Below are 12,367 nucleotides of genomic sequence, written 5' to 3'. Positions count from 1 at the left end.
TGGATATCCCTATGGTGGAGTATACCCTATTGACATCAGTCAGCTAATGAGTGACCCTAGGAGTCAAGAGCAATTCTGATTTCGTTGAGAAGTACACCCGGGTTGTAAGGCTTGCTGATTAATTTCATTCCCTTTTCGCTGACGAAACGTGTGTGAACAGCATTGGAACTGTAGCCGCTTGTGAAAAGAACATTCATATTCGGAGATATTTTTAGTATTGTATCGTTTACTTCTCTGCCGCTCAATTCCGGCATTACAACGTCGAGCAGAACCAGTGAAATACTGTCGGCATTCTGCTCGAATATCTCAATGGCCTCCAATCCATCCTTCGCCATGAGAACAGAATAACCGGCCTCCTCCAGTATGTGTCTTACAAGTCTGCGAACCGATTCGTCATCTTCTGCCACAAGAATGGTTTCGGAACCACCAGGAACCTTTTTTTTCACCGTAGTGGTGATATGCTCAGCGGGTCGATCAACTATCGGCAGATAAACCTTGAAAGCGGTTCCCCTGCCCTTTTCACTGTATACATGAACGAATCCGTTATGTTGTCTTACGATTCCGTACACGGTAGAGAGCCCGAGACCGGATCCCTTGTTGATATCTTTGGTAGTGAAGAACGGTTCGAAGATAACTTTACAGGTATCTTCATCCATCCCGCAGCCTGTGTCAGTAACGGTTAAAAGCATATAGCTCCCGTGTTTGGTCCAGGGATAATTTCTGCAGTAATCCTCTATTACTAAAATATTCTCTGTCTCAATAGTGAGACTTCCACCTTCAGGCATGGCATCCCGGGCGTTGACACACAGATTTGTTATCACCTGCTCAATCTGTCCGGTATCAGCGTGAACGGTACCGGACTTACCGCAGGGAATGAACTCGAATTTGATATTTTCACTGATCAATCGCTCGAGCATTTTAAGAAGTTCGTTAATCAGGTCGTTCAGGTTGATATCCCTTGACATCAGAATTTGCCTTCGTCCGAATGCAAGCAGCTGCCTTGTAAGATCCGCGGCCCTTTCGGCACTCTTGCGGATTTCCTTTACGTAACAAAATCCAGGATCGTCTTCGGACAGGCTGGCACTCGCGAGATCCGTGTAACCGAATACCGCCTGAAGGATGTTGTTGAAATCGTGTGCTATTCCACCAGCCAGAGTTCCGATAGCTTCCATTTTCTGTGACTGCCGGAGCTGTTCTTCGAATTGCCTGCGCTCGGAGATGTTTCTCGTGATTCCCTGAAAGCCAATTGGTTGTTCATTGTCATCGAGCAGTAAGCGGCCGGTGATTTCAACGGGAACCATCTCTCCGTTCTTATGCAGTAATCGAGTTTCAAAGGTGATGCCAGTTGATTCGCTTCCTTTCTTCAATTCCTCCATCGAGATATCCGATATATTTTCAATATCATCAGGATGGCAATGTTCAGATAAATTGCTTCCAATCCATTCATCCTGCGTGAATCCAACCATCAGATAAACGGCAGGATTGACATATCTAAAATTAAATTCAAGGTCGGTCAGCCAGATACAGTCAATCGTATTGTCGGCGAGCAGCCTGTATTTTTTCTCGCTCTCTTCAAGCGCTTTCTCGGCCAGGATGGTCTTCCGACTGACTTTTACCTCACGTATCTCCCGCTCGATGGCAGGGCAGAGCCTGGAGAGATTGCTTTTCATCATATAATCATTTGCGCCGGCTTTCAGGGCTTCTACAGCGATTTCCTCGCCAATTGATCCGGAGACGATAATGAAAGGCAGATTCAATCCGGATTTCTGCAGGATCTGAAGCCCGTCGAGAGCCGTGAACTGAGGCATGGTATAATCAGCGAGTATCACATCGTATGTATTTGTTTCCAGAGCTGTCTTCATATCCGCGGCGGTCTGTACACGATCCCATTCTATATTGAAACCATTCTTCCTGATGTGCCTTACCACAAGCTCAGTGTCGTCGATGGAATCTTCAAGAATCAGTGCACGGAGTGAAGGGTTCGCGGAATTCATTGTTCCGAAGGCGGTTCGTTGAAAACGAGTCGGTAAATCCTTATGTGTAGAATCGGTTCAGAGAATTCGTTGATATTGACAGATTTCCGGATATGTTCGTTTTCCATGTTTCACGCCTCCCGAAACTCAGCAATGTACCGTCATGTACTTTAATTATAGTGTATAACAGAAAATCGCGCCATTTCGCCTTCCGCCCGGATTCTCTCTCAGTGCAATCATTGTCTTAAAACGTATAACTTGTATCTTCATTCACTACGAAAATTACTTTGAACCGGGTGAAGCCACGGAACAAACAGGTCACCCTAACTCTGAGATGTGATATGCCTAAATATTCAGGAAAGTGCCCACCCATTCGCGAAGCAGATATTTACAGCGGATGTCCTTTCAATTGTTTGTACTGCATCGCAAAACAGCGGCATTCTGAAAAAATCATACCTACCGGCCGGGAACGGGAGCTCATTATGAGCCCAGTATCAGATATCCCCCTGTACCTCTCTCCCTGGACTGATCCTTACCCTCCCTGCGAAGAGGAACAGTTCCGTACCGGTTCACTGGTAAGGTACCTCTCCAGAACAGGGCAACCGTTCTATATAATTACCAGGAGCCTGCTCGTGAGAAGAGACATCGATGTGATAAGGGATAGCAATCGGGCTTTTGTAGCGATATCACTGAACACTCTGGATGAAGGTATAACCGAACTGCTTGAACCGGACGCCCCGGGAGCAGGCAAGAGGGTTGAGATGATTGAAGAACTGGCCGGAATCACCGGACTGAGAACCGTTATCAGGATTGACCCGATTATGCCCGGTATCACCGATGGCGAAAGATTGCTGGAGCTTCTGCAATGGGTATTGAAAGTAAAACCCTTCGCTATCGGAGTTGAAACGCTGCGAATAGATTCTTTCATTTCATCCAGGTTGAGGAATGTGCTTCCAGAAACATGGTTCGATCGTATGATGGAGTACTATTCACCACCTGGTGAGATTCCGGTCCATCCCGCATTGGAATGGCGGCTGGATCTGTTCCGGCGGATTGCGTCGATGTTCGAGAAAACGGGAGTCAGAGCGTGTTTCTGCCGGGCAACCTTACCCGAACAGATCACACCATGGGACTGCCGTGGAGGGTACTGATTGATATTTAGGATTTCTCCAGTGCTTTTTCACGAGCCTCCACTATTTCCTGCCAGGTTTCGTCCATAGTATCCGGGATTCTGATCCTTCCAGTATCAGGCTTGCGCGCCAGGGTCAAAGCACCCGCAGGGCACGTGGTCACACAGAGACCGCATCCGATGCACCTGAACGGGTCGAACTCCACTTTGTCTCCGTCACTCGTGAATGCATTCATCCGGCATCGTTCGATACAGATTCCGCAGCCAACGCACAGATCACAATCGAACTCCGCGGTGAACGGGCTGAACACTGCTTCGGATGGTTTCGGGTGCCTTATAAGGCTTTGAAGTACCCCGCAACAACAGCTGCAGCAGCAGCATATCGCTACTACATTTCTTGAGTTGGAGGGCTGCAGCACCAGGTTATCGGCATCGGCCTTCGCCAGGATATCCAGTACCTCTGAACGGTTGATTGCACGGCCTTTGCCTTCCCTGACATAGTAGTCGGCCCAGTCCCCGAACATAAGGCAGGCTTCAACCAGGGCGTCACATCCTTTTCCGTCCATTTTCGCCTCGAGACGACAGATACAGGGAGCAACGGCAAAGCGGTCCTGGCTGTCCAGAAGCTTCACTACATGCTCATGGGGGTAAGCCTCCAGTTGCGGTTCGATACTTTCACCAATAGGTATTGTCCGCATCTGGGGAATTGTCCTGACTGGCCTTCTCCGTTTCATTGTACTCCAATAAGCATTCACATCGTCGATAAGTCCCATGGTCAGATGGTTGACCTGAAACTCCCATATACCCACTACGAAGGGTACAGCCTGGTAGATTGGGGATCCATCTTCAGCGAGAGCTGAGAAAATAAGACCCCTGTGAGCCATTCTGGAGAGCATCGGGCCCACCTCCTCCGGAGTCAGCCCTGCCTTCCCTGAGATAACCTCAACACATTCTCTGTCCAGGGAGAGGTGGATAGCCAGCGCTGCTTCCTCCGGTGTGAAAAGCCTCTTGAGCAGGCGGATTTCAGCTCCGGTCTCGGAGGGTTGGAATCCTCCGGGAAGTTTATCCAGGTACTCTGCAAGACTCCTGTATGGATTGTCGCCCATCTTATCAACCTTTCGTATTCAACCGCAATTCAGTGTCTAGAATTATAATAAAGAGGGTAATTCTTTTCTGTCAAGTAAATAAATATCTGATAGTTCTCGGAACGGGACATCATCTGCAACGGATTTGCCGAACCTTAGTAATATATGTATTGTCTTATTCATCCTTGAAGAAGGATTTAGAGTATACTTTATCTTAGATTTTTTGTCGTTGTACAACAGCTGCTGGATAATGGCAGAAGATTTAATTAGTATCAGGTTGTCCTTGCCCTATCCATTTGATCCCTGTTCTCTTTTTACTATTGAGCCATTTGAAATAAGGCAGGATACGTGCTGGTTCGATCTGGAAAACCAGTATCCCTGGATACTGGGATCGGAACCTTTCTCAATCGGATTTAATTGTGCTGCAAACCATAACATCGATTTCGTAACATTCTCTTCAGAGAGATTGTGGATTGAACCTCTTGCGCACAGAATTGCGGACAAGCTAAAAATGCTGACCAACTCGGATAATTGATCAATTGTGAGAAGACCAAACGCCTTGAACGCATACATCCTCCATCCATAGTAGATTGGAGAATATGAGGACAAATGAATTTCATTTATCTGCACGACAGACGCGAAATAGAAGAATTCCTGAGGAAGGATATCTATCTCAATATATGGGATTGGGGATGATTATAACCATCAGGATATACCTGCGTCTTCTACATAATGTTGAACATTCCGGCCTGAACAGCATGACGGAGAAGCAGTGATTGATCACAACAGTATCTCAGGAAAATGCGCTTTTGTTGTTCTGATACTGTGCGCTGTATTTTTGACTGTGGCCGTGGTACTCTCGGGCATGCAGTTGAACCATGACTGCGCACTTCTGCTTCAATGCGGGAGACTCATCACCGAGGGAAGCATACCGTATATCGATCATATAGAGACAAACATTCACATGGCTCAGTACATCCATGTTCCACCGGTACTTCTATCACGACTGCTGAATATCGATGTTGCTCTGGTATTCTTTCTTGGTGTGCTTTTCTTTTCTTTCTACAGCTGCTGGACAGTATATCTGGTGATACGCAAATCGGGGATCCTTCACTCACGAGCAGGTATGCTTCTTGTCGCTTCAGCTGTGCTGGTTTTTTCGATGCAGATATTCAGGATCGGTGATTTCGGACAGAGAGAGCATCTTTTCGTTTTAGCCTGCCTTCCCTTCGTTCTCCTCAGGCTGTCGAGATATAATGATTGTGAAGTTAACAAATCCGTTGCCGTTATTATCGGCATCTTTGCCGGACTCATGATGTTGTGCAAACCCACCTTCTTTCTGATTATTGTGTTGATCGAAGTATGGATGAGACTTCGTTATGGAAAGAACAGATCACACGGCAAACCAGAGATACTCGCGGTCTATTCGATTCTATTCCTGTTTGCGGTTCACCTGCTGCTGTTTGCGGGGTCGATACACTCACCGTTCTTCACCAGATGGCTTCCGTACATTGCAAAGCATTACAGCTCGTACGATGCGGCCATTTCCGAGATGATACGATGGCATCTGAAGTGGTGGTTTGTAATGCTTACGGGAATCGTCGCCGGTCTGTTCCTGAAATCCAGGGTCGGGCCGGCCTTAAGGCGGCTTTTTGAACTACTCATACTTGCAGTCATTCTTGGAATCATGTCATTCTTTATACAGCACAAGGGCTGGACGTACCAGCTTATTCCGGCATTTGGATTCAGTATTGTGCTCTGGACGACAGTCGCAGCGGTTTTCGAGGAAAATCATGGGCATACGGGAACCATCGGAAAGATGCTTGGCAACGCTTTACTCTTCAGTCCCTGCATCATCTGTCTGCTTCTGGCGGGAAGTTCTTTCCGGTTTGCCGATACACAATACACAGAAATGAATGAGTACATTGAGCTGATAAACTCGCATTCCAGCGAAGGAGACCGGATATCCTTTATCTCGACCGATGTTTATCCTATGTATCCAACCCTGGTATATGCTGACAGGCTGCCCGGGACAAGGTTCATGTCAGCCTTCCCGATAGCACTTGCCTACTCTGATGAAGCTGCTGACGACTCTTCTGTTTTTCCCTATCGCCCACCGGATGAACAGACCAGTGAAGAGCGACTCTTCCTTGCTGAACTCGGTTCGGACATACTGGAAAACAGACCTGTTCTTGTCTTCATAATGTCGACCGATGATTGCCAGGCATGTCCGACCGGGTTCAGGATTGAGGAATATCTCACTCACTCAGGATGGATAGCAAAGTATATGCGTGAATACCGGTTCTTCTGTACAATTGAAGGGTACAGTGTTTATCGGTTGATCCGATACGGGGAATCTATTCATCAGGTGGCTCCCGGCCTCATCTTCTCGATGATAAGAGAAACTCCGTAAGCGAATACCATGATAAGTATAACGACAGCCCCGTCGGCAATGGCGGCGAAAATCGAGTTTCCTTATGTTCTGATTCTGCCGGTATCACCGATGGAGAACGGCTAATGGAACTATTGCAGTGAGTACAAAAGTAAAACCTTTCGCTATCGGAGTTGAGAAGTTGAGAATAAATACTTTCATTTCATCCGGTTTAAGGTATGAGCTTCCAGAATCATGGCTAATCGCATGATGGAGCACTACTCACCGACTGGTGGGATTCAGGTCCACCCCGCACTGGAATGGCGGCCGAATCTGTTCCGGCGGATCGCGTCGCTGTTCGAGAAAACGTACGTCAGAGCGTGTTTCTGCCGGGGAGGGTACCGATGGTAAGTTCCCTCTATCTGATGCCTACAAGCAAGTGCAACTGCGTTTGTGAGTACTGCTACTGTCCTGAAAATGGAGTGCGGGGCGATTCCAGTCTCTTCATGAGGATAGCGGAATCATTTACAACACACGCATGCAACTCCGGTTTTCCGGCAAGATCCCAGATAAGATTCACCGGCGGGGAACCATGGCTGGAGAAAAAGTTATTACCAGCCATAGCTGATCTTTTCTTCCGACGGGTTACAGATGGCTGGGTCGTTGTGAATACCAATGCGACAATCCTTCCCAAAGAGATTCTCAGAGATTTCAGTAGAAATAAACGGCTGATCCATGTGGTTTCACTGGATGGTACCGAGAGTATTCACGATTCAAGGAGGAAAACATCCGATGGTCGGGGCAGCTTTCATCAAGTTGTGACAGGTATAAAGATATTGATGGATCTGAACCTTCCCGTTTATCTGAACGCGGTATTCGACACAGGGAGTTCAAATCATCTTCCAGAGCTGTTACGTTTCATCTCCTCCGAGTTCGGTCTCGGAGAGCTTTCGATCTCTCTCCGATACACTGATACGGATCCGATGTCTCCGGAAGAGCAATACGATCTTCTGAAGAACGCGTACTCGGCAGCGTCTTCCCATTCAATACGACTTGGAGGGCATCACAGGCTTCTCCTGGGATTCCTGATTCCTGAACTCAGGTGCAACGCAGGAAGCTCCACGGCTCTTATCGACCCTCAGGGAATGGTCTATGCGTGCCAGAGATTCGTCGGTCGGGTGAAGCCCGATTGCATGTGGACCGAGGACTTCGACTGGAGTGGTTTCAGCTCCGGGCAGCAGTGCGGTCCCATCTGCGGAGATAATGCTGACAACTACATTGGTAAGAAACTGTTCGAGCTTTACAGGAAAGAGTACCCCGAGTACCTTCATTGTAATCAACTCGACAGAACCCTCTTCGGAGTCCTTTCATGAAACTCTTCAGATCAACTGACAGCCTGAGGGATAAAGATGTTCTGATTATGGGGCTGGGCACCAAGGACGGCGGAGTGGGTGCCGCTCTCTACAGCAATTCGTGTGGAGCCAGAGTAACGGTGACCGATCTTAAGGATGCATCCCTGCTTGGTGATGCCCTTACCGAGCTTGCGGGTATGGATATCCGCTTCGTACTCGGTGGTCACAGGACCGAGGATTTCACATCTGCGGACCTGGTAATCAGAAATCCCGGTATCAGGCGCAGTAACAAATTTCTTGTTGCAGCCTCGGATGTGGGTGCAGCTGTCGAGAGCCCCATTGGCCTGTTCTGCGAAATCGCGGATAGAACCTGGACTGGTATAACGGGAACAAAAGGAAAGAGTTTCACAACACATCTCGTCAGCCATATACTCCGATTTGCCGGAAAGAAAACTGTAGCCGCGGGGAACAATTGCGTTTCCCCTCTCAGGCTCATCGATGATGATTCCATCTATCCCGTTCTGGAACTCTCCTCCTGGCAGCTTGCCGAGATGAATCTGCATCAAAAATCACCCCATATAGGCTGCTGGCTTAATTTCTTTCCCGATCACATGAACTGGTACAGTTCGCTGGATGACTACAGGTACGACAAGAAGTCCATTGCACGGCACCAGAGCTCGGATGATATCATTATCCTGCCTTTGGATGATCCAACACTCTTTGAGGTTCCGGGAAATTCGCAAAGATTTTACTTCTCTTCAACCCATGCTCCGCGCAGGAATACAAAAGGCTGTTTTGTAGAAAACGGCTGGATAACCTGGAGAGATACCGGAGTTATCAAGCTTGTCCGCTGCGATTCCCTTCCGGAGAACCTTGCAGTCCCCATCCATCTCGATCTCATCCCACCCGCTGTATGCTGTGCCGCTGTTTCCGGCGTCGATCCGCTGAGCATGGCGGATGGGATAACCAGCTTTCCCGGAATACCACACAGATTTCAATTCGCAGGAACGTATGGGAAAATCAGTTTTATCAACGATTCCGCCGCCACCACACCTGATTCGGTGATAAGGGCCATCATGAATCTGAATGACGGAAAACTCGTGCTCATAGCCGGAGGTGGCGGACATAAGAACCTTGACTACGGTCCACTCGCGTCAATTATCAGGATTAAGGCCCACCGAGTGATTCTGTTCAGTGATGATGCCGCATCAAAAAGGCTGAGAAACGAATTGAACGGATTCAATGAGAATCGGCTCAGAATAGCTGTGAACATGCGTGAAGCCGTTGATATCGGAATCAATTGTCTGGATCCGGACGAGGGCGGTACACTGCTTCTCTCTCCCGGATGCAGCGGGGCTCCATTTTTCGTAGACCTCTTCGAGAGAGGTGAGCAATTCATCTCCTGTATAAAAGCCCTTGCTGGCTTTGAAGAACTCTGATGCCGCGCCTGCTCGAGATCATCGCAGCTCTTGTTCTCATTGTGATTACTTTCCCTTTGATTCTTATCTCCCTTCTGATCTCGTCGGTCTTCATCGGTTTTCCACCATTCTATCTCTCAAGTCGTACAGGTCGATATGGAATTGAATACAAGCACTGGAAGATCAGATCCATGAAAAAGGGGAAAGAAACAGGACGTGTGTTTTTCGAGACCCACAGAATCAACTTCTGGGGAAGGTTACTTCGCCGATTACACCTGGATGAACTCCCCGAACTTTTTCTAATACTTTCAGGCAGGATGAGCTTCGTAGGTCCCAGGCCGCTGCCCGCCTCCCTGCTAAGTGGTCTGGATACGTCGATCCGCGAAGAGGTCAGGCCAGGCTGGACCGGTCTCGCACAATTATGGCTCCTCAGGAAGGGCGGACTGGACAAGAAGCTGCAGATAAGGCTCGATTCCCATTACGTGAAACGACGAAGCCCCATCTACGATCTGCGAATCCTGATGGCCACTTTTGCGGGAGTATTCAGGTTCCGCGCATTGAATCTCGATCCAGCGGGTTCAACGGACAGGATATCTTTCAAAAAAGATCTAAGGGATGGAGGTAATCAGTAAACCAGATCAGTGTTTATCTCTCTTCTTCAGAACATCGCATAGAGTTCTTCCCAGTTCCGCAACACGATACGGTTTTCGTATACAACCGCTGAAACCGAATTGAGCGTAGTTACTCATTACCGGGTCATCCGAATAACCGCTTGATACAATCGCCTTTGCTTCCGGATCGATTTCCAGCAGTCCATCAATAGCGATTCTTCCCCCCATGCCTCCCGGTATGGTTAGATCCATGATAACCACATCAAACGGTTTTTCGCTTTCCATTGCTTCTCCGTATTTTTTCAGAGCCTCTTCGCCATTCTCAGCGAAATCGACTTTATACCCCAGATGCCGGACCATGCCTCCTGCAACATCACGCACCATTTTATCGTCATCCATGACAAGGATATTTCCTTCACCTGAAATCGTCTTCTGCTCATAATCAGTTTTAGCAGGCTCGTTCCTGTCTGAAGCAGGGAGGAAAATACTGAATTCAGTTCCAACCCCTACTTCAGAGTCAACGGTAATACATCCGTCATGTTTCTTGAGAATGGAGTAAACAATTGAAAGGCCGAGTCCACTGCCTTTCTGCTTTGTCGTGAAGTACGGATCGAAGATTTTTTCCAGCTGTTTTGCGGGAATTCCAATTCCCTGATCAGAAACGGTGATGATGATATATCTGCCTTCCGGAAGAGAAGGGATCTCATCAATGTCAATTACAGCATTTTTCACTATTATCCCGATCACACCGCCTTCCGGCATTGCCTGATCAGCGTTGATTATCAGATTACTGATTACCTCGCTGATCTGTCCCTTATCAATATCCACAGCCCAGATGTTCTCGGGGATTGATATCTCCCCTCGCGAATTCGATCCTCCAAGAGCGAAATCCACTGTATCACGGATAAGATCTGTGATGGATGTTGTTTCTTTAACGGGCGCTCCTCCCTTTGAGAAAGTGAGAAGCTGCTGCGTCAGATTTCTGGCCCGCATGGATGCGTTCTCCGATTTCGTCAATGATTTGTACACGTTGTCGGAAGGTTCAAGTGACATCTTCGCGAGAGAGATATTTCCGAGTATCGCCGATAGCATATTGTTGAAATCATGGGCAAGACCACCCGCCAGAATTCCGATGGATTCAAGCCTTGCGGTCTTCCGAAGCTCTTCCTCTGTCTTGCGCTGTTCGGCAATGTCGCGGAAAACTACAACAGCGCCAACCACCTTACTTTCCTTATCCAGAATAGGGGCGCAACTGTGAGCAATCGGTATTTTCGAACCGGTTTTGTTCACAAGAATCGTATGATCTGAGTAGCTGATGATATCCATTGATTCGAGCGCCTCATCTACTGGATTACGGCATTGCTCTCTTGTATTTTCATCGATAATATGAAGTACATCGTTGAGTTTCTTTCCTGCTGCTTCATTCTGCAGCCATCCTGTCAGCTCTTCTGCTGCCCTGTTTATCATGATTATTACCCCGGTGGTGTCAGTCGCGATCACAGCGTCGCCTATCGACCTCAGTGTTACTGCCAGTCTTTCCTTCTCCGCCCCGAGCGCTTTCTCCGCTATTTCACGCTCTGCAAGCTCTTTTGCCGCCCTTTCGAAAAGCTGAGCGTTCTCAATCGCGATTGCCGCCTGATCTGCCATGATACGGATGATAAACACATCCTGCTCATCGAACGCGTTCACCGTATCGCTTTGAACATCAAGAACACCGATTACTTTTCCCTTTACACTGACGGGGACAGTCAATTCTGAACGTGAATTAGACAGTTCATCAATAGGAAAATATCGAGGATCAAGCTTAACATCACCGATAAGAAGATGTTCACCGGTAGCCGCGACATGACCACAGATACCGTCCTTCCCTACTTTCAGGAATATTCCCTTTGTAGGAGCAACATTAAAACCTGCACCTGCTCTGAGCGAAAGTGTTTTAGTAACGGGATCAATAAGCAGAATAGTGACGTAACGATAGCCGAACGACTCGTGAATGAGAGACACTGTAAGTTCAAGCAATGAATCCAGTTCAAGCATTGACGCGATGTTACGGCCTATTTCCCCGAGCACTGCAAGGTGTGAAACCCTCTGCTTGAGCGTTTTTTCCGCCCGTTTCTTCTCAGTGATTTCGTCTTTCAGTTTACTGCTGGATTCGTCAAGATCCTGCAGTATGTTGAGTGTTGCTATCCTCTGCTGCTCACTTTTTTCAAATTGTTGCTTTAATTCAAATGTTCTTTCAGATATCTTTTTTTCAAGATCTCCGGCACGTTCTTGCAGTCTGCTTCTTGATTCTTTAAGTTCCGCTGTCATATCACTGAACGCTCTTGAAAGTTCTCCCGTTTCATCCTTCGTTTTTGACCTGATTTTGCAATTAAGATTTCCCTTCATTATCTCTTCCACACCATCTTTCAGCTTCTCGATGGGTTTT

Annotated in this window: 9 protein-coding genes; 6 read left to right on the top strand and 3 right to left on the bottom strand. The window is 47.7% G+C overall.

The annotated features are described in order from the left end of the window. Positions 1 to 56 precede the first annotated feature (56 nt). Positions 57 to 1,994 carry a response regulator gene (locus K8S15_03325; protein MCD4775065.1) on the bottom strand — a complete coding sequence of 646 codons (1,938 nt, stop codon included), beginning with the start codon at positions 1,992 to 1,994 and terminating at the stop codon, positions 57 to 59. 461 nt (positions 1,995 to 2,455) lie between these two features. Here K8S15_03325 and K8S15_03320 point away from each other — a divergent pair, with 461 nt between their 5' ends. Beyond that, complete coding sequence (locus K8S15_03320; protein ID MCD4775064.1) at positions 2,456 to 3,124, top strand: hypothetical protein; 669 nt, start codon at positions 2,456 to 2,458, stop codon at positions 3,122 to 3,124. A gap of 7 nt (positions 3,125 to 3,131) precedes the next feature. Here the strand turns inward: K8S15_03320 and K8S15_03315 are convergent, their stop codons facing one another. Continuing rightward, a complete protein-coding gene (locus K8S15_03315; GenBank protein MCD4775063.1) occupies positions 3,132 to 4,208 on the bottom strand; it encodes a 4Fe-4S binding protein in 1,077 nt (358 codons plus the stop codon). 229 nt (positions 4,209 to 4,437) lie between these two features. Here K8S15_03315 and K8S15_03310 point away from each other — a divergent pair, with 229 nt between their 5' ends. The 5 genes from K8S15_03310 to K8S15_03290 all read left to right on the top strand — a co-directional run bounded on the left by K8S15_03310 (position 4,438) and on the right by K8S15_03290 (position 9,960). Continuing rightward, entirely contained in the window at positions 4,438 to 4,722 is a 285-nt protein-coding gene (locus K8S15_03310; GenBank protein ID MCD4775062.1) for a hypothetical protein, read from the top strand. Positions 4,723 to 4,959: 237 nt separating this feature from the next. Next, positions 4,960 to 6,600 (top strand): hypothetical protein, encoded by a 1,641-nt coding sequence (locus tag K8S15_03305; protein ID MCD4775061.1) that lies wholly within the window; start codon positions 4,960 to 4,962, stop codon positions 6,598 to 6,600. A gap of 362 nt (positions 6,601 to 6,962) precedes the next feature. After that, positions 6,963 to 7,931: a 4Fe-4S cluster-binding domain-containing protein gene (locus K8S15_03300; protein MCD4775060.1), complete on the top strand. Its 969-nt coding sequence runs from the start codon at positions 6,963 to 6,965 to the stop codon at positions 7,929 to 7,931. Continuing rightward, entirely contained in the window at positions 7,928 to 9,349 is a 1,422-nt protein-coding gene (gene murD, locus K8S15_03295) for a UDP-N-acetylmuramoyl-L-alanine--D-glutamate ligase (GenBank protein MCD4775059.1), read from the top strand. Before K8S15_03300 ends, murD begins: the two co-directional genes overlap by 4 nt. Next, positions 9,349 to 9,960 carry a sugar transferase gene (locus tag K8S15_03290; protein MCD4775058.1) on the top strand — a complete coding sequence of 204 codons (612 nt, stop codon included), beginning with the start codon at positions 9,349 to 9,351 and terminating at the stop codon, positions 9,958 to 9,960. The genes murD and K8S15_03290 overlap by 1 nt, the downstream gene beginning before the upstream one ends. Before the next feature lie 6 nt (positions 9,961 to 9,966). Here the strand turns inward: K8S15_03290 and K8S15_03285 are convergent. Then, on the bottom strand, positions 9,967 to 12,367 hold a 2,401-nt coding region (locus K8S15_03285), incomplete at its 5' end, for a GAF domain-containing protein (protein ID MCD4775057.1).

Origin of the sequence: Candidatus Aegiribacteria sp., assembly GCA_021108005.1 — a bacterium.
Taxonomy (GTDB): Bacteria; Fermentibacterota; Fermentibacteria; order Fermentibacterales; family JCC-6; genus Aegiribacteria.
Note: the sequence above shows the minus strand (reverse complement) of the source record. Positions and strands in the feature narration are given on the sequence as shown.